The organism is Sorangium sp. So ce1335 (genome assembly GCF_051521615.1).
Classification (GTDB): Bacteria; Myxococcota_A; Polyangia; order Polyangiales; family Polyangiaceae; genus Sorangium.
In genome coordinates this window covers 12311176-12334056 of sequence record NZ_CP150363.1, presented here as the reverse complement: position 1 = coordinate 12334056, position 22881 = coordinate 12311176, and the positions used below count along the sequence as shown (strand labels likewise).

At 72.0% G+C, this 22881-nt stretch carries 17 protein-coding genes and 1 pseudogene; 13 read left to right on the top strand and 5 right to left on the bottom strand.

Annotated features, from left to right (window positions below):
- Positions 1-8: 8 nt before the first annotated feature.
- A complete protein-coding gene (gene trpS, locus WMF24_RS45970) occupies positions 9-1070 on the top strand; it encodes a tryptophan--tRNA ligase (protein ID WP_437733826.1) in 1062 nt (353 codons plus the stop codon).
- Positions 1071-1138: 68 nt separating this feature from the next.
- On the opposite strand, the gene WMF24_RS45965 is transcribed toward trpS, so the two are convergent.
- Positions 1139-2500 (bottom strand): FG-GAP repeat domain-containing protein, encoded by a 1362-nt coding sequence (locus tag WMF24_RS45965; protein WP_437733825.1) that lies wholly within the window; start codon positions 2498-2500, stop codon positions 1139-1141.
- A 285-nt stretch (positions 2501-2785) separates the two neighbouring features.
- Between WMF24_RS45965 and WMF24_RS45960 the strand changes: the two genes are divergently transcribed.
- Together WMF24_RS45960 and WMF24_RS45955 are read left to right on the top strand one after the other, a co-directional pair.
- Complete coding sequence (locus WMF24_RS45960; RefSeq protein ID WP_437733824.1) at positions 2786-3472, top strand: glutathione S-transferase family protein; 687 nt, start codon at positions 2786-2788, stop codon at positions 3470-3472.
- A 669-nt stretch (positions 3473-4141) separates the two neighbouring features.
- On the top strand, positions 4142-4933 hold the full coding sequence (locus WMF24_RS45955; RefSeq protein ID WP_437733823.1) for an MXAN_6577-like cysteine-rich protein: 792 nt from the start codon (positions 4142-4144) through the stop codon (positions 4931-4933).
- A gap of 267 nt (positions 4934-5200) precedes the next feature.
- On the opposite strand, the gene WMF24_RS45950 is transcribed toward WMF24_RS45955, so the two are convergent.
- Positions 5201-6553, bottom strand: coding sequence for a DUF1552 domain-containing protein (locus WMF24_RS45950; RefSeq protein WP_437733822.1), 1353 nt, complete (start codon positions 6551-6553; stop codon positions 5201-5203).
- Positions 6554-6596: 43 nt separating this feature from the next.
- On the bottom strand, positions 6597-8264 hold the full coding sequence (locus WMF24_RS45945) for a DUF1592 domain-containing protein (protein WP_437733821.1): 1668 nt from the start codon (positions 8262-8264) through the stop codon (positions 6597-6599).
- A gap of 620 nt (positions 8265-8884) precedes the next feature.
- Between WMF24_RS45945 and WMF24_RS45940 the strand changes: the two genes are divergently transcribed.
- Positions 8885-9241: a hypothetical protein gene (locus WMF24_RS45940; RefSeq protein ID WP_437733820.1), complete on the top strand. Its 357-nt coding sequence runs from the start codon at positions 8885-8887 to the stop codon at positions 9239-9241.
- A 574-nt stretch (positions 9242-9815) separates the two neighbouring features.
- On the opposite strand, the gene WMF24_RS45935 is transcribed toward WMF24_RS45940, so the two are convergent.
- A complete protein-coding gene (locus WMF24_RS45935; protein ID WP_437733819.1) occupies positions 9816-10253 on the bottom strand; it encodes a hypothetical protein in 438 nt (145 codons plus the stop codon).
- A 269-nt stretch (positions 10254-10522) separates the two neighbouring features.
- On the opposite strand from WMF24_RS45935, the gene WMF24_RS45930 reads away from it, so the two are divergent.
- The 5 genes and pseudogenes from WMF24_RS45930 to WMF24_RS45910 form a co-directional block, all read left to right on the top strand.
- A complete protein-coding gene (locus WMF24_RS45930) occupies positions 10523-11203 on the top strand; it encodes a hypothetical protein (protein ID WP_437733818.1) in 681 nt (226 codons plus the stop codon).
- Positions 11200-12726 (top strand): ABC transporter ATP-binding protein, encoded by a 1527-nt coding sequence (locus WMF24_RS45925; RefSeq protein WP_437733817.1) that lies wholly within the window; start codon positions 11200-11202, stop codon positions 12724-12726. Before WMF24_RS45930 ends, WMF24_RS45925 begins: the two co-directional genes overlap by 4 nt.
- Positions 12723-13784 (top strand): ABC transporter ATP-binding protein, encoded by a 1062-nt coding sequence (locus tag WMF24_RS45920; RefSeq protein ID WP_437733816.1) that lies wholly within the window; start codon positions 12723-12725, stop codon positions 13782-13784. Before WMF24_RS45925 ends, WMF24_RS45920 begins: the two co-directional genes overlap by 4 nt.
- A 181-nt stretch (positions 13785-13965) precedes the next feature.
- Positions 13966-14748 carry a hypothetical protein gene (locus tag WMF24_RS45915; protein WP_437733815.1) on the top strand — a complete coding sequence of 261 codons (783 nt, stop codon included), beginning with the start codon at positions 13966-13968 and terminating at the stop codon, positions 14746-14748.
- 239 nt (positions 14749-14987) lie between these two features.
- Positions 14988-15959, top strand: a pseudogene (locus WMF24_RS45910) (NADPH:quinone oxidoreductase family protein); the annotation flags it as partial.
- A 177-nt stretch (positions 15960-16136) separates the two neighbouring features.
- On the opposite strand, the gene WMF24_RS45905 reads toward WMF24_RS45910, so the two are convergent.
- On the bottom strand, positions 16137-18344 hold the full coding sequence (locus WMF24_RS45905) for a glycoside hydrolase family 3 protein (RefSeq protein ID WP_437733814.1): 2208 nt from the start codon (positions 18342-18344) through the stop codon (positions 16137-16139).
- 566 nt (positions 18345-18910) lie between these two features.
- On the opposite strand from WMF24_RS45905, the gene WMF24_RS45900 reads away from it, so the two are divergent.
- The 4 genes from WMF24_RS45900 (at position 18911) to WMF24_RS45885 (ending at position 22870) form a co-directional block, all read left to right on the top strand.
- Complete coding sequence (locus WMF24_RS45900) at positions 18911-19657, top strand: OBAP family protein (RefSeq protein WP_437733813.1); 747 nt, start codon at positions 18911-18913, stop codon at positions 19655-19657.
- Positions 19658-19948: 291 nt separating this feature from the next.
- The gene (locus WMF24_RS45895; RefSeq protein ID WP_437733812.1) at positions 19949-21055 is read left to right on the top strand and encodes a hypothetical protein; all 1107 of its coding nucleotides are present in this window, start codon (positions 19949-19951) and stop codon (positions 21053-21055) included.
- A 191-nt stretch (positions 21056-21246) separates the two neighbouring features.
- Complete coding sequence (locus tag WMF24_RS45890) at positions 21247-22545, top strand: sensor histidine kinase (protein ID WP_437733811.1); 1299 nt, start codon at positions 21247-21249, stop codon at positions 22543-22545.
- Positions 22517-22870 carry a response regulator gene (locus WMF24_RS45885; protein ID WP_437733810.1) on the top strand — a complete coding sequence of 118 codons (354 nt, stop codon included), beginning with the start codon at positions 22517-22519 and terminating at the stop codon, positions 22868-22870. Before WMF24_RS45890 ends, WMF24_RS45885 begins: the two co-directional genes overlap by 29 nt.
- Positions 22871-22881: the final 11 nt, after the last annotated feature.

Below are 22881 nucleotides of genomic sequence, written 5' to 3'. Positions count from 1 at the left end.
GTACACGAATGTCGAAGAAAGTCATCTTCTCAGGGATCCAGCCGTCGGGACGTCTCATGCTCGGCAACTACCTCGGCGCGCTCAAGAACTGGGTGAAGCTGCAGGACGACTACGACTGTCTGTACTGCCTGGTCGACATGCACGCGATCACCGTGCCTCAGGATCCCAGGGGGCTGCGCAACCGCACCTATGAGGGCCTGGCGATGTACCTCGCGGCCGGGATCGATCCGGCCAGGAACATCATCTTCGCCCAGTCGCACGTGCCGGCGCACGCGGAGCTCAGCTGGCTCCTGACGTGCAACGCGTACATGGGTGAGCTCTCGCGCATGACGCAGTTCAAGGACAAGAGCGCCAAGGAGCAGAACATCGGCGCGGGGCTGTTCGCGTACCCCGTGCTCATGGCCGCAGACATCCTGCTCTATCAGACCGACCTCGTGCCCGTGGGCCAGGACCAGAAGCAGCACCTCGAGCTCGCGCGCGACATCGCGATCCGCGTGAACAGCACGTATGGAGACGCCGAGACATCGAAGGACGGCACGGTGACGGTCAAGAACCCGATCTTCCGCGTTCCGGAGCCCTACATCCCGCCGGTCGGCGCCAGGATCATGAGCCTGCAGAACCCCTCGGCCAAGATGTCGAAGTCGGACGCGGACGTCAACGCGACCGTCTTCCTCGACGACAGCGACGACACGATCCGCAAGAAGATCAAGCGCGCGGTGACCGACTCCGGGAGCGAGATCGTCTTCGCGCCCGAGCGCGAAGACAAGGCCGGCGTGACGAACCTGATCTCGATCCAGGCCGCGATCACCGGCAAGGACCCGCACGCGATCGTCGAGGGCTACGCGGGCAAGCAGTACGGGCACCTCAAGGTGGAGACGGCCGAGATCGTCGTCGAGCTCCTGCGCCCGCTGCGCGAGAGGCATCAGGCCCTGCTGCAGGACAAGGGCGAGCTCGACCGCATCCTGGCGCAAGGCGCCGAGCGCGCGGCGGCGCGCGCCGAGCCGACGCTCCGGCGGATGTACGAGGCCGTGGGGTTCCTGACGCGCGCGCCTCGGTCCGCGGACCGCTGAGCCGAGCGCCGGCTCGACGACGAGACGAGGAAGGGCGGTATCCGGGGGACGTGTGCCCGCGGCGGCGCTCAGGGCGCCGTCGCGCAGCCGCGGCCGCGGAAGACGACGAGGCCGTCGCGCTCGACGCCCACCACGTCGGGGCAACCGTTGCAGTCGAAGTCGGTGACGCCGACGGCGAACCCGTTGATCGCGCTGGACGTGCTGGGGAACGTCGCCGGCCGGCCGTCGAACGTGCCCTCCGGGGTCTGGATGAGCGCCCACATCTCGGCGGTGTTGCTGCTGACCACGACGAGATCGCTCCGCCCGTCGAGGTTCAGGTCGGCGATCTGCAGGCCTGCGGAGACGGCGGACTGGTGAGCGTCGATGGTGAGCAGCAGCTGCGGCGCCGTCAGCTTGCCGAGGTCGTCTTGCAGCAGGATCCAGGCCCGCATCGGCCCGTCGGTGTGCTCGTGCGTGACCGCGGCGACGTCCTGGCGGCCGTCGTTGTTCATGTCGCCCACCGCGACGGAGACGAACGAGACCCCCGAGCTCGGCGGCGAGGTCTCGAAGAAGATCCGCTGACCGGTCGTGTCGAACCCGCGCGCGCCGTCGTGCGGGAAGACGGCGACGCCCGTGCCCGCGCCGCTCATCGCGATCACCGCGTCCGGGAGCCCGTCGCCCGTCACGTCCCCCGCGACGATCCTGGACAGGAACACGCCGGCTGGCTGATCGTGGGTCAGCTCGAAGTTGCCGTGGCCGTCGCCCAGGTAGACGAAGAGCCTGCTGTCATACCCGGACCCGACGATGTCGAGGTTGCCGTCGCCGTCGTGGTCCACGGCGCTCGGGCTGAACGTGGTCGGCCCGGCGATCGGCCTCGGGGGCTCGAAGACGCCGCCCCCCTGGTTGCGGAGGAAGATCGGCCCTTCTCCCTGCGTGGAGACGACGTCGAGCTCGCCGTCGTGATCCGCGTCGAGCAGCAGCACGCCCTCGATGGTGTCGGCCGGGATCGACGGGGTGTGGACGACCCGCCCGTTCAGCTCTTGCACCCGCGGGTGCGTCTGCAGGTACAGCTCCCGGCGATCCGTGCTGACGAAATCGAAGCGCCTGTCGCCGTCGACGTCGCCCAGCGCGAGCTGGCCCATGTACACCCCGGGGGAATCGACGGGGTACAGGAGGCCGGGCTTCAGGTAATAGCCGCTGCCGTCGGCCGGTTCCTCGCCGGGGAACGGGCCTGAGCAACGGTCGCCGTCGGCGTCGGCGACCGGCGCGCCGGTCGCGCGCTCAGGCCCCCCGCCGCCCCGGAGGAGCGGTGTGTCCGGCGCGCCGGCATCGGCCGCCGCGCTGGCATCGCCCGCTGCGTCGCCCTGCGGCGGGGCGGCCGGGCCGCCTTGCGGGGATGCATCGGGGAGGAAGACCGAGGGCTCGCACCCCGAGCCGAGGCCGATGAGCAAACAAAAAGCAAGAAATGCCCTTCCGCGGCTGTGTCGCGCGATGTTCACAAGCTACCTCCGAAGATTAAGTGCAATCCAGGACCTGAACGTCTCCAGGCCGCGCCCGCCCACCATGCTCGCGGTGGGCGGGGCAGAACTACGATAAGATGGAGCAACGAGCCGTGGGTTCATTCGAGCAAGAAAACCGCGAAGTTCGCCCTCGGGCCCGCGTCGAAGCGAACACGCGGAAGACGCTCGGGGTCTCGCGCACGGCGTCGACGCACCGCACGAAAGGAGAGAGAGGAGATGGCCAGGATCAAGATCACCGCATTTGGCTGGGTACCGCCCTTCGCCCGGGGGCTCGTGCGCGACCTCCGCGTGCGCTGGGCGCTCGAGGAGGCGGGGCTCGCTTACGAGGAGCTGCTGATCCGACACGGGGATCCCGCGTCCGAGGTCCATCTCGGCCTTCAGCCCTTCGGCCAGGTGCCCGCCTACGAGGAGGACGGGCTCTTGCTGTTCGAGTCCGGCGCCATCGTGCTGCACATCGCCGAGCGCTCCGACGCGCTGCTGCCGTCCGAGCCCGGCGCCCGGGCGCGAGCGACGTCGTGGATGTTCGCGGCGCTGAACACGATCGAGCCGCCGATCCAGAACCTCGCCGAGATCGACCTGTTCTACCCGAACGAGGAATGGGCGAAGCAGCGCCGGCCGTCGGCCGTCGAGGCGGTGAACAGCCGGCTGCTCAAGCTGTCCGAGCGGCTGGAGGGGCGAGCGTATCTCGAGGATCGCTTCACCGCGGCGGACCTGCTCATGACGACGGTGCTGCGCATCCTCCGGCACACGGATCTGCTCGCGAAGATGCCCGTGCTCGACGCCTACAGGAAGCGGTGCGAGGCGCGGCCCGCGTTCCAGAAGGCGCTGGCCGACCAGATGGCGGCCTTCCCGAAGGACGAGGAGAGCGACGCGCCGAGCGGCGGAGGCGGAAGCGGAAGATGAGGCGGCGAACGAGGGCTGGACGCTGTACCGAAGGGTGCTCATGATGGTACCTCCCCTGGTCAGCACGAGCCCTGAACAGCACGGCGTGATGACCGCTGCTCCCGAGGCGGCCTCTACACGACGACGCGGCTCGATGCGGCGGCTCGTCGCGGGCGGGTGGACCGACGAAGGCGTAACGCTCCACGCCGGCTCGCCCTGAGCTCGCCATGGCGGCGACCCGGCTCCGCCTGGCCGCGGGATCCGCCAGCACGCGCACGGCGGCCGCCTTGGTGCTGCCGAGTCGCGAGAGGAAGCCAGACCGACGCGCGACGCAGAGCTCGTCTTCGCATGTACGCCGCTGACTCCGGTCGTCGACCGACGCAGCAGCAGCGTCGCGAGAGTGGGACGTCAACGCCTCCTTGCCACACGCAGGACCATGCGGGTCGTCCGGTATGGCTCAGGACGTCTGCGGGCCCACCTGCAGCGGGGACGACCCGAAGATTCGGGCGAGCGTCCTGAACTGTGCTGTTCGTGGCGTCTCATCCAGATACCCTCGTTGATCCGGATCGGGGATGAGAAAAGCTGAGCCGCGCGCGCGGCCTGTTGCAACAGCGCTCCGTGGGGGTCGTGGTGACTGCCCAGAACGAAACATGGTGTTGGGCACTGCTCGACTTACATCTGGAGGGTGAGATGCATCGTGCGCGCGTACGCATGTGGGTCCTGGGTTGGATGGTGGGCGCGGGCATCTGTTCGGTCTCGGTGCTCGGATGCGGCGGCGGCGAGAGCGGCCAGGCGGCGAGCTCCACGAGCGGAGGCGGCGCTGGAGGCGACGCCGGGAGCGGTGGAGACGTTCAGGGGGGCTCGGGGACTGGCGGCGCTGGAGGTCAAGGCGGCAGCGGCCAGGGCGGCGCCGGCGGCGCTGGAGGTCAAGGCGGCAGCGGCCAGGACGGCGCCGGCGGCGCGGGGGGGCAAGGCGGCAGCGACGGCGCGGGGGGACAGGGCGGCGCAGGAGGGCAAGGCGGCAGCGGCCAGGGCGGCGCCGGCGGCGCGGGAGGGCAAGGCGGCAGCGACGGCGCGGGGGGACAGGGCGGCGCCAGCGGATCCGTGTGCGCCCCGACCGAGACGTTCTGTGATCCCTCGTGCGTCGACACACAGACGGACAACGCGAACTGCGGGGCTTGCGGCACCACGTGCGCACCCGGCTCGAGCTGCCAGGCGGGCGAGTGCACCTGCCCGCTGGCAGGGCAGACCTACTGCGATCCGCTCTGCGTCAACACGAATCTCGACCAGTTCAATTGCGGAGCGTGCGGCAACGTGTGCGGCGGCGGCTCCTTCTGCACCGCGGGCGTGTGCACCTGCAATGCGGGGCTCGCGTACTGCAATGGCCGATGCGTGAACCTCGGCAACGATGAGAGCAACTGCGGCGGGTGCGGCGCCGCCTGTGATGAGGGACAGACCTGCGTCACGGGCATCTGCCGCTAGGAAAGACACCCCGCCAGACGACGCTTGCCTCCGGCGAGGGCATGGGATCGCGCCGCCCGGGCTCGCTCCTGGCCGGAGGAAACGAGCCACAGAGGTACAGAGGACACAGAGAGCACGGAGGAGAGAAACGAAGAAACTCTGTGTCCCCTGTACCTCCGTGGCCCCTTGTCCACCCCACCACGGGACCAGGAGGAGCCCGGGCGCCCCGGGGATCATGTGGCTGCGACGCGCGCTCGCCTCGTGGCTGGGCGGCCGCGGCGCGCGGGCTTACAGGTCGGCGATGGGCCCGCTCGCCGGATCGCCGTACTTCGCCATCTCGACGCCGAAGTAGTTGAGGATGGAGCAGTGCAGCGCGCCGGTCGGGGGGGCGTTGTTCGCCTGGACGACGCGGCCTGTCTTGAAGCCCCCCACGTGTCCGGCCAGCATGACGGGCATGTTCTTCCGGCCGTGGGAGTCCCCGTCGCCGTTCTCGGACGTGTAGAGCACGAGCGACTCGTCGAGCAGGTTGCCCGTCGGCGTCGCCGCCGCCTTCATCGCGTTGAGCAGGTAGGCGAAGCGACGCACCTTGAACCGCGAGGTCTGGACGACGCGGGCGTTGGCGATCTTCATCGCCTCCGCCTGCGGCAGGCCGTCGAGATCGGTGGCGCGGTCGCGGTCGCCGAGCTTGTGCGAGATGAAGTGATCGCTCCAGGTCCCCACGCCGTCCGGCAGATCGTACCCGGCGAAATCGAGCCCCCAGCTGTTCGAGTACTGGAGGACGAGCACGCGCGTCAGGTCGCAGGTGAGCGCGAGCAGCCCGAGGTCGATCATCTGCTTGAACTTGCCGTGCAGATCCAGGCCCCGCTCGGGCTTGCCGGGGACGGTGCAGCCCGACGCCGCCGTCGACTGGATCTGCCTCTCCAGCTCGAACACCGAGGTCAGGTGCTGCTCCACGCGCGCCCGGTCCGCCGCGCCGAGGCGCTGGTTCAGGCGCTTCGCGTCCTCCCTCACCCAGTCGAGGACGCTGGCCCGGCGCCGCCGGATGTTCTCCATCTCGGCGTTCGGGTTGCCGAGGTTGCTGAAGAGCGTGTCGAACAGGCGGGCCGGGTCGCGGAAGGCGTCCTCGACCTCGCCGCCGTCCCGGAACGAGATGAAGCCCTGCGTGACCGCCGTGTCGCCCGTGGGAGACAGGTTCAGGCTGCGGTACGGGGTCCCGGCCGCGATGTGGTCGGCGAGGACCTGGTCGAGCGTCGCCTTGCGCGGGACGGCCTGCCCGCCGCCGTCGGTGTGGGCGCAGAGCGCCATCGCCGGGCTGTGGATGTCGGAGCAGATCGCCTGGTGATCGACGCCGGACACCATCGTGACGTCCTGCCAGATCGCGTCTCCCGCCGGCCACTCGCGCTCGGCCGCGAAGCCCTTCATGTCCACGAGGCACGGCGTCAGCCCTTCCGGCGAGAGCGGCCCCGCCGTGCGGGGGTGCCACGCCCCCGGGTCGGTGCCGTTCGGCACGAAGAACGCCACGAAGCGCTTCGGCGCGTCCTCCGGCGCGGCGCTGGCGCGCCGCGGTCGCATGGCGTCGAGCAGCGGCAAGGCGACAACGACGCCGGCCCCGCGGAGCAGCGCTCTTCTCGAGATCTTCATCGGCGACACTCCTCTTCCGTCTGTCGGACGCTGTGCGAGCCCATCACTCCGGCGCCCTCCGCAGCCGGAACGCCGGCGACTGGACGATGGTGGTCAGGAAGGAGCGGAACCGGTTGCCGTCCTTCGCGAAGCCCTCGGCGGCGGCGTCGATCGCGCAGCGGTCCTCGCTCGCCGGCTCGCGCCCCTGGGTGTAGACGAACAGCTTCTCCGCGACGCACGCGGCCAGGTCGGGGCTCCGCCGGAGCTCGGCCGCGAGGGCAGCGAGCGAGTCGAACGACTCGTTGGCCGCGCCCGCGAAGCGCGGCTCGATCCCGAACTCGTCGATGCCGATGCTCCCGTCGTACCGCCCGTGCTTGTCGTACTGGGCGAAGCCGACGCCGATCGGATCGATGCGCGCGTGGCAGCTGGCGCACCCCTCCTGCGTGTTGCGCATCTTGATGACGTCGACGTAGCTCAGGCCGGAGAGCTCGCCCTCGATCGCCTCGAGGAGCCCCGCGGGGATATGGATCTTCTCGCAGAGGAAGGCCGCCCGGATCCACTGGCCGCGCACGGCGATCAGGTCGCCGTCGTTCTTGGCGCTGATCAGGCTGGCGTGCGTGAGCAGCCCGGTGTTGGCCCTGTGGTGGTCGGCCGGGAACTCCACGCGGGTCATGCCGTCCCCCGACACCTCGAGGCCGTAGAACTTCGCGAGCTCCGGCGTCAGGTACGTGTGGTTGGCGGTGAGCGCGTCGAAGAAGTCGACGCCGGGGGTGAAGGCGTGCTCGCCGAGGACGCGCTCACTCTCGGCGATCATGTCCTCGAGGAGGGCGGGCGTCCACGACGGGTCCGGGTTCGCCGGGGGGCGGAGCTGCTCGAAGGTGAGCCACTGCTTGAAGAAGGCGTTGAAGAAGAGCTCGGTCCGCCCGTCCTCGATCATCTCCTCCGCGACGGCGCGCAGGCCCTCGGGGCTGTCGAGCTCACCGGCCTCCGCCCGCGCGAGCAGCTCCTCGCCCGGGGAGCGGCCCCACAGCGTGAACGAGAGGCGCGAGGCGAGCTCGAGCGGCGTCAGCGGCGACGTCTCCTGCCCGGACGCGCCGACCTCGACGCGGAACAGGAAGCTCGGCGACGTGAGCAGCGCCTCGATGACGAACCGGAACGCATCCATCCTGTCCTGCGCGACGTCGCTCGCCCGCGCGACAAGGTCGCTCGCCTCCTCGGCCGACAGCGGCCTTCGATAGGCCAGCTTGCCGAAGCGGTGGACGAAGCGATCGAGGCAGTCTTCGGCCTCCGGCGCGCAGCCGAGCACCGATGTCCGGCGCGCCTCGTCGGCCATGAGCTCCTGGCCGAGCGTCTCCGCCGTCGCCAGGTAGGCGCGCAGGTGCTGGTCCGACACGTTCTGGAGCGAGGCGATCGTCCGGAAGCCGCCCTGGCCGGTGTCCTCCGGGATGCTGTCCACGGCGGGCGGCTCGTCGAGCTGGAACAGGTCCTGAAGGGTGAGCTGGTATTCGATCCGCGACAGGCGGCGCAGGACGCTGGGGCTCGTTCGCGCGACGCTGCAGTCTTGCACCGTCGGCTCGCCCGTGACCGGGTCGACCTCGACAGGCGCCTCGTCGCCGTCGCCGAGCTGCCCGGTGCAGGCCGCCCCCGTCAGGCAGAAGAGCGCCAGCGCGGACATGCCCGCCGCGAGGGAGCGGCGGAGGAACGGGACCGGTCGATCGGTGTCGGGCGGCATTGTCTTGCTCCTGGAGTGACCAGCCATTCCGGTGGCGTGCGCCTGGCGCGTGCCGAGGCGCCCCGGCGATGCGCCGCGTCGGGGTCGGAGGTGAGCTATCAAAGCAAGGCGGTGCTGCGCGCCCCGGCGTCACCTCGGGGCTGAGAACAGAATTCCCGGCGGGCGCGCAAGTGATCACCGCCGGCGGAGGATCACTGTCCGCCGCGCGCGGGGCTCGTGTCAAGCCACGAGCGCGCGGCGAATCGCGAGCGCGTGTTCATGCAATATTACGTTGCCAGCCCCTGAATTTTTGCAAGGCGAGCTGCACCCCAGAGGGGCCGGGCGCGCTGGGCGGCGGGCGCGATGTGTTCGCGGAACGCGGGCGGGGCCGCTCGCCGGCTGGGGCTCCGCCGCTCCGGGGCGGCACTCCCGCGGTGAATCCGGACCGCCGGACGCTCCCGCCGAGCTGGTACCTCGTCGCCCAGGTTCCTCCCTGGTTCCGTCATGGAGAAGAATTTGAACCACAGAGGCACAGAGGGCACAGAGGAGAGAATAAAGAAACGCTGTGTCCTCTGTGCCTCTGTGTTTTTTTTACATGGAATCAGGGAGGAACCTGGGCGACGAGGTACTAGACTCGCGGCATGCAGCTGCGGATCGACGGGGATCGATTGACCCTCACCCTGCAGGGCGCCGAGCGGCTCTGGGCCTTGAAGCTCTCGCCCATCGTCGTGCCGCGCGAGCACGTGACGCGGGCGGAGGCGGCGCTTCCGCCCGCCACGTGGCGGGCGATCCGCGCCCCGGGGACGGCGCTCCCCGGGCTGATCAAGGCGGGCACGTACTACACCGATCGCGGCAAGGAGTTCTGGTACACGGTGAGAAGCCGGAAGGACAACCCGCTGACGATCGAGCTCGCGGGGGAGTCGTACCGGCGGCTCGTCCTCACCCTCGACGATTCCGCCGGCTGGGCGGAGCGGATCAGCGCCTGGATCAGGGGCTGAGTCGCCCGGGGAGCTCGCGTCGGGCCACGGCCCCGTCCGGCGCGGCTCGGCAGGATCGCGCCGCGACCACGCTCGGCGCTCCGAGCGGCGCGCCGCCGGCGCCGCGGCTTTCCGCCTCGTGCCCGAGCGCGCGCCAGCGCGGAGACGGGTGCCGCCCATGTCTCGTGGAGGCACGTCCACCAGGAGACGGGTGCCACCCATCTTTTCTTGGACGCACGTCCATCGCGGAGATGGTGCCATCCATCTTTTCTTGGACGCACGTCCACCAGGAGACGGGTGCCACCCATCTTTTCTTGGACGCACGTCCATCGCGGAGATGGTGCCATCCATCTTTTCTTGGACGCACGTCCACCAGGAGACGGGTGCCACCCATCTTTTCCTGGACGCACGTCCATCGCGGAGATGGTGCCATCCATCTTTTCTTGGACGCACGTCCACCGGGAGACGGGTGCCACCCATCTCCGGCGTGGACGAGCCAGTTCCCCGGATGGGTGCACGGCGCGCCACCCGCCCCGAGCGGGGGCGCCGGGACGGCTTCGCCCGACGCCGCGCCCCGGCAGGCCCCGTCCGCCGCTCAGCGCTCCGAGCTGCTCGCCGCCGGCACCGCCGCCTTCTGCCCTGCGCCGAGGCGCGCGCCGGCCTTGATGCGCGTCTCCGTCACGACCTCGTCCCACTGCGCGTCGTAGCCCTCGAAGTGGACCCGGTACGAGCCGGGCGCGACGACGCCGGTGATGATGGCGGGCTTGTACGAGCCCTTCCACTCGACCTCGACGCGGTCGCCGACCTTCCGCGCGCCGCCCCCGCCGGAGGCGCGCTGCTCCTCCTCGCGCAGGCGGCGGGCGCTGCCCTCGTGGAGGCACTGCTCGCGGTGGCAGGCGAGGCCGGAGGCGCAGTCGTCGTCGGCGCGGCACGGGGACCCGAGCGGGGCCTTCTTCCCGCAGGCCGCGAGCACCACGGGCAAGGCGACGACGACCGCGAGCGCTCTCAGGACGGTGAAGGCTCGAACGCGCACGAGACGGGATCCCAGCAGAGCGGCCACGGCCCGACAACAGAGATCGCACCGCCCGCGGACGGCAGCGGCACGGCATCGCCTTGCCCCACCGTCCCCCGCGGGCACGCCGCGACGTGTGCGCGGCGCCCCCCGCGGCCCTGCCGCAGCCCTGCGCAGCCCCCACGGCCCTGCGCGGCCCCGCGCGCCCCCCACGGCCCCGCGCGCCCCCCGCGGCCCCGGCAGCCGTCCCCCTGCCAGCGACGCCCCGCTCTGCTATGGTCGCCCCCGCTGTGCGACTGCTCGCCGCCCTCGCGCCCGTGGCCCTGCTCGTCGCGGCGCCGCCGCTCCTGGGCTGCGGCGCCTCCGCGTCGGACGCGGGCGTGTGCGCGGGCGCCGGCGTCTGCGGCGCCGGCCACTGCGTCGCGGGGCGCTGCCGGCCGGCGGGCGCCCTCCCCTCGCCCGTCGAGGCGCGCCGGGTGCTGCTCCCGCCGGCGGACCTCGCCGTGCTCCAGGAGGACGCCGCGGCCGCGCCCGGCGTCCCCGACGCCATCGCGCTCGGGCGCGCCAGGACCGGCGATGTCGTCCTGCTGCTCCGGTTCGCGCCGACCTTCGGCGTCGACGCCGACATCGCGAGCGCCTTCGTCGTGCTCGATCCGGTCCCCCTCGCGCCGCCCGCCGAGCGCGCGCTCCCCCTCGAGGTCGCGCGCATCCTCGAGCCGTGGCGCTCCGAGACGGCGACCTGGGGCCGGCAGCCGCGCCTCTCGATCCCCGAGCCCGCCGCCATCGCGCGGCGCCTCCCCACGGCGCCGCTGCGGATCGACGTCACCTCGCTCGTGCGCGGCTGGGCCAGGCGGCGCATGGACGACCACGGCATCGCCATCGTCGCGCCGGGCCGCGACGCCGTCGGGGCCGCCTACTCCATGGGCGTTTCCCAGGGCACCGGCCCGCTTCTCGAGGTGTACGTCCGGTGAGCAACGGCCAGGACGACGAGGACGACGACCTCAGCGGCCGTCCGTCTCTTCCCTTGCCCCTCGTCCGCCACGACGCCGGCCGGGGCAGGCCCTCCACGCCGAGCACCCCGCCGCCGGGGGTCGCCGGCGGCGCGACGTCGCCCAGCGCTCCGCCGTCGCCCGGCGCCCCCTCATCGCCCGGCGCGCCGTCGTCGCCCGGCGCGCCGTCGTCGCCCGGCGCGCCGTCGTCGCCCGGCGCCCCCTCGTCGCCCGGCGCCCCCTCGTCGCCCGGCGCCCCCTCGTCGCCCAGCACGCCGTCATCGCCGGGCGTCCCGACCTCCGCGCGCGGCTTCCGGCCCGTCTCCGGCGCCCCCGCGCCCGGCGCCCCGACGTCGTCCCGCGGCTTCCTCGACGACGACGAGCCCGCCATCACCCAGCGCTCGACGGCCAGCGTCCGCCCCTTCCCGCTCCTCCGCACGGCGCCGCCCTCGGCGTCCGGCGAGACCGCGCCGGCAGAGACGCTGCTCAAGGTCAGCGACCTGCGCGTCTCGTTCACCGCCGACGGCATCGTCACCCGCGTCCTCGAGCGCGTCTCGTTCACGGTGCCGCGCGGGCGCACCGTGGCGCTCGTCGGCGAGTCGGGCTGCGGCAAGACGATCACCGCGCTCAGCATCCTGCGGCTCCTGCCCGCGCCGTACGCGTCCATCGACGGCGGCGCGATCGAGCTCGACGGCAAGGACCTCCTCGCGCTCAGCGAACGCGAGATGCGCGCGGTCCGCGGCGGGAAGATCGGCATGATCTTCCAGGAGCCGATGACCTCGCTGAACCCCGTGTACACGGTCGGCGCCCAGATCGCCGAGGCGGTCCGCCTGCACCTGCCCATGTCCCGCGGCGACGCCCGGCTCTACGCCGTGAACCTCCTGCGCAAGGTCGGCTTCCCCGAGCCCGAGGTCCGCGCGAACAGCTACCCGCACGAGCTGTCCGGCGGCATGCGCCAGCGCGTCATGATCGCCATGGCCCTCGCGCCCGGGCCCTCGCTGCTCATCGCCGACGAGCCGACCACGGCGCTCGACATGACGACCCAGGCGCAGATCCTCGACCTTCTGGAGCGGATCAAGGCGGAGACGTCGATGAGCCTCCTGCTCATCGCGCACGACCTCGCCGTCGTCGGCGAGCTCGCCGACGAGATCGTCGTCCTCTACGCCGGCGTCGTCGTCGAGCAAGGGCCCGCGCGCAGCGTGCTCGCGGCGCCGTCGCACCCGTACACGCGCGCGCTGCTCCGGAGCATCCCGGCGCGCGGGCTCCGCCCGCACCGCGTGCGCGGCCAGCGATCGCTGCGCCTGCCGACCATCCCCGGCGGGCTGCCCGATCTGCGCGACCCGCCGCGCGGCTGCCGCTTCCAGGACCGCTGCGAGGCGGTGTTCGACCGCTGCCGCGTCGAGCCGCCGGACCTGTACGCCGTCCCGCCGAGCGCGGGGCACCACGCGGCGCGCTGCTTCCTCCTCACCGGCGCCGGCCGCCCGGGGGAGGAGGGCGCGGCGTGACGCGCGACAGCGACCTCCCGCTGCCCGCCGAGGGCGACGAGGCAGGCGCCGCCGCGGCCCGCGCGGAGAGCGCGCGCGGCGAGCGCCCGCTCGTCCAGGCGGAGCGGCTCTCCAAGCTGTACCCGGTGCGGCGCGGCCCGTTCGCGAAGCCTTCGTTCGTGCAGGCGGTGGACGGCGTGAGCTTCCACGTCCACCGCGGCGAGACGCTCGGCCTCGTCGGCGAGTCCGGCTCCGGCAAGAGCACGCTCGGGCGCCTCGTGCTCCGGCTCATCGAGCCCACAGTCGGCCGCGTCTTCTTCGACGGCCAGGACCTCAGCGCCCTGTCGAGCCGCGCGCTCCGCGCCGTGCGCCGGCGGATGCAGATCGTCTTCCAGGACCCGTACGGCTCGCTCAACCCGCGCATGACGGTGCGCGAGATCGTCGGCGAGGGCATCGTGATCCACCGCCTCGCGAGGAGCCGCGACGAGGAGACGGCGATGGTCGAGGGCGTGCTCCAGAAGGTCGGCCTGCGCGCGGACATGATGGAGCGCTTCCCCCACGAGCTCTCCGGCGGCCAGCGGCAGCGGGTGGCGATCGCGCGGGCGCTCGCGGTGCGCCCGGACTTCATCGTCTGCGACGAGCCGGTGAGCGCGCTCGACCTCTCGGTGCAGGCCCAGATCGTCAATCTGCTCGAGGAGCTCCAGGACGAGCTCGCGCTGAGCCTGCTGTTCATCTCGCACGATCTCCGGGTGGTCGAGCACGTGAGCCACCGCGTGGCGGTGATGTACCTCGGCAGGATCGTGGAGATCGGCCCGGCGCAGGGCGTGGCCGAGCGGCGGCACCACCCGTACACGCGCGCGCTCTTCGAGGCGACGCCCTCCATCGAGCGCGGCGGCAAGGCGCGGCGCGTGCTCCCGGGCGCGCCGGCGAGCGCGATCAACCCGCCCGAGGGCTGCGTGTTCCACCCGCGCTGCCGGAAGGCCGAGGAGGGCAAGTGCGACGTGGAGATCCCGCCGCTCGAGGAGCTCGTCCCGGGGAGCGGCCATCGCGTGGCGTGCTGGTACCCCGAGCTCGAGTGACCGCCGCGGGCCGGCGCGCAGCAGGCTTCGTCCACTGACCCAGTTCGGCACATTTGCGACTCGATGTGCCAGCGGCGAGCCCGGCTCTGCATGGATCGGCGCGCGACGAGCGCGGCATCTCTCTTGCTGCCCGTGCGCCGCCGCGCGCGCTGTGCGGCGGCGATGTTGGAGAGGTGATCGAATGGCGAGCGACGTGCTTCGAGCGCTGATGGCAGCCCTCCTGTCCGGTGCGTGCCTGATGGGATGTGACGGTGGCAATGGCGGCGGCAGCGGCGGTGCGGGCGGCCTCGGCGGCAGCGCCAGCGACGGCGGCGGCGGCGGCGCCAGCGACGGCGGCGGCGGCAGCGCCAGCGACGGCGGCGGCGGCAGCGCCAGCGACGGCGGCGGCGGCGCCAGCGACGGCGGCGGCGGCGGCGCCAGCGACGGCGGCGGCGGCAGCGATGGCGGCGGCGGCCCAGAAGGCTTGCCGTACGAGGAGGAGTGCACGGTGCGCGACGTGGAGGGCACGATCCCGGGGGTGAAGATCTCGATCTCGTCGAGCCGGTGCGTCTACCGCGTGGGGGAGGCGGCGGAGTTCATCTACGAGGTCACCACCGACTCGAGCGTTCCTCCGATCGACGTCGCGGCGTCCACCGGCTGCGGGCGTTGCGTCGATCCGTCGCGTGATCCGCTGTCGTTCGTCTCCTACAAGATCAGCGGCGTCTCGTCGGCCGGGCAGCCGCAGAGTTACTGCCTGTGCGATGTCGGGTGTTGCGCCCCTGACGAGGCGGAGACGGTGCAGGTCGACGCGACGACGGTGACGGAGACGATCCGCTGGTCGGGGCGGCAGTGGAATGGGCCTTCCGACACGAGCAATCCGGAGGGTGATCCCTTCGCGCCCGGGAGCTATGCTGTCGAGGTGACGTTCGACGGTCAGGCGCAGGGCGTCGTGCGGGCGACGCTGGGCATCGAGATCGTCCCCTGACGCTGGGTCGCGCGGTACCTTGGCCGAATTGCGGTGCTCTGGGGACCGCCGAGGCGCCAAGGACGCCAAGAAATCTCGATACTCTGGCGTCTTGGCGTCCTGGCGGTTCGACGCTGCGGCGCTGTCGGCGGTAAGTACCGCACCACCGGAGCTCTGCCCGTCCCTGCCCCGCGCGACGACACCCCGCTCCGGGGGCCGGGCGGCTCGGCGCCCGGGCTTTCTGCTAAGGTCGGCGCCCCATGCACGCCTGGCGCGGACACTCCTTCGGCTCCCCCGAGATCCTTGTCTGGGAACACGTGGACGACCCGCCGCTCGCCGAGGGGGAGGTCCGGATCGAGGTCGCCGCGTCGGCGATCAACTTCCCCGACGTGCTCTTCACGGCGGGCGCCCATCAGGTCAGGCCGACTCCGCCGTTCACCCCCGGCTTCGAGGTGGCCGGCGTCGTCGTCGAGAGCCGCGCGCCGTCGCTGCCGCCCGGCGCCCGGGTGGCCGCCACCCTCCCCGGCTCGGGAGGGTACGCGACGCACGCGATCGCCCGCCCGAGCACGACCTACGCGCTCCCCGACGGCATGCCGTTCGAGGACGCCGCCGCGATGACGATCACCTACCAGACGGGCTACCTCGCGCTCCACCGGCGCGCCGGCGTCAAGCCGGGCGACACGGTCCTCGTCCACGCCGGCGCGGGCGGCGTCGGCAGCGCGGCGATCCAGCTCGCCAAGGCGGCCGGCGCCACCGTCATCGCCACCGCCGGCGGCAAGGAGAAGGCGGCGGTCTGCCGCGCCCTCGGGGCCGACGTCGCGATCGACTACCGCAGCGAGGACTTCGTCGCCCTCGTCAAGGACCACACCGCCGGCCGGGGCGCCGATATCGTCTTCGACCCCCTGGGCGGCGACGTCTTCGACCGATCCACGAAGTGCATCGCCTTCGAGGGCCGCATCCTGGTGATCGGCTTCGCGTCAGGCCACTTCCCCGCGGCCCGCGCCAACCACCTGCTCGTGAAGAACTACGCCGTCCTCGGCTTCTACTGGGGCACCTACAGCCGCGCCCAGCCCGCCCTGACGCGCGGCGCGCAGGACGCGCTCTACGCGATGTACCGCCAGGGCACGATCAAGCCGCTGATCTCCGCCGCGCTGCCGATGGCCGACGCGAGGGCCGCCATGACCGCGGTCGCGTCCCGCGCGACCACCGGCAAGGTGGTGCTCATGACGCAGCGAGGAGAGGGGCGCGCCGCCGCCCGCGGGAGCGGCAGCGGCGAGGAGAGAGGCGCCGCCGCCCGCGAGGGCGGCAGCGGCGAGGAGAGAGGCGCCGCCGCCGCCCGCGGGGGCGGCAGCGGCGAGGAGAGAGGCGCCGCCGCCGCCCGCGAGAGCGGCAGCGGCGCGTAGAAGGCATCAGTTGCAGGCGGTCCCGGTGGACGCCTCGGGGAGCTCGCCGAGCGAGTCCTGGTCCGTCGTGGTCAGGCCGAAGCCGTAGGGGAACAGGGCCTCGTTCTGGTTCGCGTCACCGCGGTTGATCTTCTGGCACTCGCTCCCGGGCCACGAGAACGAGAGCTTGCCCTGGAACTCGTGCTCGCCGAACAGCACGTCGGCCACGCCGCCGCCCTCCGAGCCCGGGAGCCACGCCGCCACGAACGCGTCGGAGCGGTTCAGCTCCTTGTTCACGTAGAGCGGGCGGCCCGACAGGAACACCGTCACGATCGGCAGCCCCGGCGCGGCCGTGCGGATGGCCTGGAGCACCTGCAGATCCTCGGGGTGGAAGAGCGCGTGCTCCAGCGTCTTGGCGTGCGCCGTCGAGTCCGTGTTGTCGTTCGAAGGCTGGATATCCCCCTTCATCTCGGCGTAAGGCGTCTCGCCGATCACGACGATCGCGGCGTCGAAGTTCCCCGACGAGGCCGCGGCGCCGTTGGCGCTCAGCATCGCCTGGCCGCCGCCGGCCGACACGGCGTCCTGGATGCCCTTGAAGATGGACGTGGCGCCCGGGAAATCGGCGTTCGTGACGTCCGTGCCCTGCCACGTCCGCGACCACCCGCCCGCCTGGTTCGGGATGCTGTCCGCGGACTTGCCCGCGACGAGCACCCGGCTGGCCGGGGCGAGGGGCAGCACATGGCCGGCGTTCTTGAGCAGCACGAGCGACTTCCTCACCGCGTCGCGCGCGAGCTCCCGGTGCTCCTGGGCCCCGAGCACCGACTGCTGCCCCGCGAACATCCGCTCCGACGGGGCGCCCTTCGTCGTCTTCGGGCCGAGCAGCCCCGCCCGCATCTTGACCCGCAGGATCCTCGTCACGGCGTCGTCGATCCGCGCCATCTGGATCTTGCCGTCGTTCACCTGCTTGAGGGTGTTCTCGTAGAACGCCTTCCACTGATAAGGGACCATGATCATGTCCACGCCGGCGTTGATCGCGTCGGCGCAGGAGTTCTCGGCGCAGCCGGGCACCTGCGCGTGACCGTTCCAGTCGCCGATGACGAAGCCGTCGAAGTGGAGCTTCTCCTTCAGCACGCCGGTGAGCAGCTCCTTGTTCCCGTGCATCTTCGTGCCGCGGATGCTGTTGTACGACGCCATGACCGTCTGCACGCCCGCGGGGATGGCGGACATGTAGCCCTGGCCGTGGATCGCGCAGAGCTCCGTGTCGCTCGCCAGGTTGTTCCCCTGGTCGTCGCCCTTGTCGGTGCCGCCGTCGCCGATGAAGTGCTTGGCCGTCGCGATGACGCGCGTCGGGCCGAAGAGATCCGCGCTGTTCGCGGCGCCCTGGATGCCCGCCACGACCCGGCCGGCGTAGGCGTTCACGATCTCCGGATCCTCGGAGTAGCCCTCGTACGTGCGGCCCCACCGGTCGTCGCGCACGACCGCGAGCGTCGGGGCGAAGGTCCAGTCGATGCCGGTCGCGACGACCTCCTTGGCCGTCGCGGCGCCGATGCGCTCGAGCAGATCCGGGTCGTTCGCGGCGCCAAGGCCGATGTTGTGCGGGAAGAGCGTGGCGCCGCGGACATTGTTGTTCCCGTGCACCGCGTCGATGCCCCAGATGATCGGGATGCCCGCGCGGCCGCCGCTCTTGTCCACCGAGGCCTTGTAGAAGTCGTCGGCCATCTTGAGCCAGTCCGCCGCGCTCGCGCCCTTGTTCCCGCCCGGCCAGGAGCCCCCGCCGTTCAGCACAGAGCCGATGTTGTACTGCCTGACCTCCGCCGGCGTGATGTAGCCGATCTCGGCCTGCACCATCTGCCCGACCTTCTCCTCGGGGCTCATCCGGCCGAGCAGCTCCTGCACGGCCGCCTCTATCGCAGGATCCTTCGCGATCTTGCTCTCCACCTCGGGCCAGCCGGCGTCGCAGGGCAAGAGGGTCGCGCTGTCGCCGGCGCCGCTGCCGCCGTCGCCGCCGCCGCCGTCACCGCCGCCGCCGTCACCGCTGCCGCCGCCGCCCGTGCTGTCGCCGGCGCCGGTGCCGCCGCCGCCCGTGCCAGGGCCCGTTCCAGGGCCCGTGCCGGTGCCGGTGCCGGTGCCGGTCGATGAGCCGGCCGGATTCTCGGACGCGTCGCTGCCGCAGGCGGCCGGCGCGAGAACGACAGCCGCCGCCATGATCCATGTCGCATACCGTGTGAGGCGCATAGGTGCTCCCCTCTTTGTCCGTGAGATGAAGGATGGGATTCGAGCGAACCGTGACCGTCAAGCAAGATGTCGATCGGGGTGAGCCCCGCGCCGATCGGCGTAAGGCAACATAAGACAGGACGCGAACGTTCTAATCCATGTCTCCACCGGCACGCAAGGCCCCCTCACGCCGCGAGCGGCCGAGCTGCCGCGAGGCTCCCTGCGCGTCATCGTGGGCGCGCCATCGTGTGGGCGCGCCATCGTGTGGGCGCGCCATCACATCCCGCATCGCGCGCCGCGCGCGCGAGCCGCCGGCATGTCGCCGACTCGGTGCGCCGGATGACACGGTGCGTCCCTGGCGCCCTTGGTTTGACCATGGTTCGTGTCGGGCCGCAATCCGCAAACCGGATGGCGCAGCGCGATAATTCACCCGTGGCATAACGCCACAACGATGCAAGATGGCCACGCTCCGCCGGCCGCTCCTGCGGGACCGTCGGCACGGCGAAGCGTGGCCGCAGATTTGCAAAACGCGCGGCATTCCCAGGGAGATCCTGACGATGGCGAGATGCCCTCCCCTTGCGATTGCCGTGCTCGTTCTCGCTCCTGCGCTCTCCGCCGGCTGCGGCCAGGCGGACGCGCCCCCATCGAATCAGGCGGCGCCGCCGGGGCAGGAGAAGAAGGTCGACACAAAGATCCTCGAGAAGGGTGCAGAGGCGCTCCAGGATCTGAGTCCCGTGCGGGCGATCGACCACTACCTGGACGGATTCCACGTGATGAAGGACAACCCGGACCATCACATGGAGGCCCATCATTACTGCAAGGGGGTCAATGAAGAGTTCACGCAGTGTGTGATCTTCGATGGGAACACGAGCGACGCGAACATCATCGGGGTCGAGTACATCATCTCGGAAGCGATGTTCGAGGGGCTGCCCGAGGACGAGAAGAAGCGCTGGCACCCGCACAATTACGAGATCCTCTCAGGCCAGCTCATCCTGCCCGGCGTCCCGGCGGTGGCCGAGAAGGCGGCGCTCAAGAAGAAGATGAACAGCTACGGCAAGACGTGGCACATCTGGGACACGGGGCACCTGGGGCACCCGGCGGCGCACAACCTGCCGGTCGGCGAGCCGCTGCTCGCCTGGTCGTACAACCGCGACGGGGAGATGCCCGCCGCCCTCGTGGAGGCGCGCGACAAGCGGACGGAGATCAGCACCGCAGAGAAGCGGAAAGAGCGCGCCGATCTCGCGGCCATCGCGAACCCCCAGCGGGGCGTGGACGATCTCAAGTCCAGGTTTCCGAACGCGACAGGCGCTCCGGAGGGCGTCCGCGCGAAGTGACGCCGCCGCCACCCGGGGCGCGGGCGGCGCGGCGGTCGGACACCGGGTGAGCCGCGGGATCGCCGGCGAAACCTGGGCGAAACAACGGGGCGAGCTCGAGGACGAAGGGCGAAACAAGGAGAAGCTGGCCGCCGGGCTCGGGCGAGGGCTGCCGGGATTCGACGATGTGGAATCCACCGATGCGGCAATAGCAAAATCGTGTATCCGCCGTTGGCGGCATTTACCGGCGAGCGCGTGCGCGCTTATTCTCCGCGCATGCTCTTTATTCCGCGGACTTCGATCCGTTTGCTCATGACCACCGGCGCGCTGCTCGTCGCGCTCGCCGCGTGCGGTGACGACGACCCGGGCACGTTGGCAGGCAGCGGCGGCACAGGCGGTGAGGCCGGCGGCAGCACGACCGGCACCGGCGGCGACGGCGGCGCCACGGGCACCGGCGGCGACGGCGGCGCGACAGGCACAGGCGGCGACGGCGGCGCGACAGGCACGGGCGGTGACGGCGGCGCCACGGGCACCGGCGGCGACGGCGGCGCGACAGGCACGGGCGGTGACGGCGGCGCCACGGGCACCGGCGGCGACGGCGGTGCAACAGGCACGGGAGGCGACGGCGGTGCGACCGGCTCCGGAACGGGCACCGGCGGCGACGGCGGTGCGACCGGCTCCGGAACGGGCACCGGCGGCGACGGCGGCGCGACCGGCTCCGGAACGGGCACCGGCAATCCCACCACCACGACGACCACGTCCGCCGCAGGCGGCGAGTCCTCCTCCGTGGTCGGCAGCGGCGGCGCAGGCGGCGAGTCCTCCTCCGTGGTCGGCAGCGGCGGCGCAGGCGGCGAGTCCTCCTCCGTGGTCGGCAGCGGCGGCGCAGGCGGCGAGTCCTCCTCCGTGGTCGGCAGCGGCGGCGCAGGCGGCGAGTCCTCCTCCGTGGTCGGCAGCGGCGGCGCAGGCGGCGAGTCCTCCTCCGTGGTCGGCAGCGGCGGCGCAGGCGGCGAGGGCGGCGGCGTGGGTGGCGCCGGCGGCGGTGAAGGCGGCGCGGGCGGCGCGGGCGGCGGCGACGGCGAGGCCGTGCGGTGGGCCGACGTGGAGCGGATCCTGACGGCGAAGTGCGGGCCCTGCCACACGCGCACGGAGCCCCCGCCGTCCAGCGGCTTCGCGATCACCTACGAGTCCTCGCAGCTCGCCGCGAGCTCGGCCCAGTGCGCCGTGGCCGAGGGGGAGCCCCCGCTGACGCAGGGAGCGTGCGCCGCCATCCGCATCCACGACGCGGACGCAACCACCCGCATGCCGCGCAACCGAGGATGCACTGGCGACCCGGCGCTCGACGCCGACAACGCGGCCTGCCTGACCGCGGCGGAGCAGCAGACGCTCCTCGACTGGATCGCCGACGGCCAGCTCGACTGATCCGAGAAGGCGCGGCCGCGCGGCCGCGCCTCACCTCGGCGGCCGCGCCCCACCTCAGCTCGGCTGCGCCAGGAGCGCGCCGTCCCCGTGGGTCCCTGCTCCACGGGCCTGCTCCGCCGCGTTTCCCCTTGCGAGGCCGCATCGCCCGACTAGGCAGAGCCCCCGGGGGCGCGATGCAAGCGTTGAGACCCATGGATCCCGACCTGGCAGCGGGGCTCGACGGGCGCGCGTCCAGGGCCGAGCGCCTGACGCGCGGGGCCGGCCCCTTGCTCCGAGGGCAGAACCGGATCCTCCGGATGATCGCGTCCGGAGAGCCGCTCTCCCGCGTGCTCGACGAGCTCATCCGGCTCATGGAGGCCCAGTCGGGCCGCGCGCTCTGTTCCATCCTCCTCGTCGACGAGACGAGGAAGGTCCTCCGCTGGGCCTCGGCGCCCAGCCTTCCCGAGGCGTACAACCAGGATGTCAACGGGCTGAGCGTCGGCGCCGTCAGCGGCTCGTGCGGCACCGCCATCCTCCGCAAGCAGACCGTCGTCGTCTCGGACATCGCGCGCGACCCGCTGTGGGCGCGGTCGCGGGATCTCGCGCTCTCCCACGGCCTGAAGGCGTGCACCTCCACGCCCATCCTCGACTGCCAGGGCGAGGTGCTCGGCACGCTCGCGTTCTATTACCGCGAGGCGCGCTCGCCGGGCCCGCGCGACCTTGGCCTCATGGATATCTGCAAGGATCTCGCGGGGATCGCGATCGAACGCGGCCGCAGCGCGGCGCGCGCCGAGGAGGCGCTCCGCACGCGCGACGACTTCCTCGCCGTGGCGTCTCACGAGCTGAAGACGCCGATCGCGACGCTGCTCCTGCAGATCACCTCGCTGGAGCGGCTCCAGCGCGCGGCGGGGGCGCTGCCCATCCAGGAGATCGCGCCCAGGCTGGGCAACCTGGGGCGGCAGGGGAAGAAGCTCCTCCGGCTCGTCGAGCAGCTCCTCGACGCGACGCAGCTCCTGTCCGGCCGCATCGAGGTCGAGCGCGCGCCGGTCGACCTCGCCCAGGTGGTGCGCGACGTCGTGGACCGGCTCCTGGAGGGCGTGGCGGAGGTCGCGCCGGAGGTCGAGATCCGCGCGGAGGGGCCGGTTGTCTGCGAGGGGGACGGCTTCCGGATCGAGCAGGTGGTGGTGAACCTGCTGTCGAACGCGTGGAAGTTCGGCCGCGGGGCGCCCGTCGAGATCGAGGTCGAGCGGGGCGACGGCGCCGCGCGGCTGCTCGTCCGGGACCGCGGCATCGGCATCGCGCCGGAGGATCAGGCGCGCATCTTCCAGCAGTTCGAGCGCGCCGTCTCGGTGCGCAACTACGGCGGCCTCGGCCTCGGCCTGTGGCTGACGCGGCAGCTCGTGGAGAGGATGCGGGGCCGCATCTCCGTGCAGAGCGAGCTCGGCGCCGGCTCCACCTTCACCGTCGAACTCCCCCTGCACCATGACCAAGTCTGTCCTGATCATCGATGACGACGTCGCTCTGGCGACCACCCTGGCCGAGACGCTGTGCGACCTCGGGTACGAGGCGACGCCCTATTTCAGCGGGCGCGAGGCGCTCGACCGCCTGTCGCAGGGCGCGCGGCCGGGGGTGATCCTGCTCGATCTGATGATGCCGAAGATGAACGGCTGGAAGGTGTGCGAGGAGCTCTGCGCCGTCCCCGGGCTCGGGGAGATCCCCGTCGTCATCATGACCGCGGCGTCGAACATCAAGCAGCCGATGCCGACGCACGCGCGCGAGGTGATCAGCAAGCCGTTCGAGCTCGACGCGCTGCTCAGGACGATCGACGCCGCGTGAGGCCGGCGCGG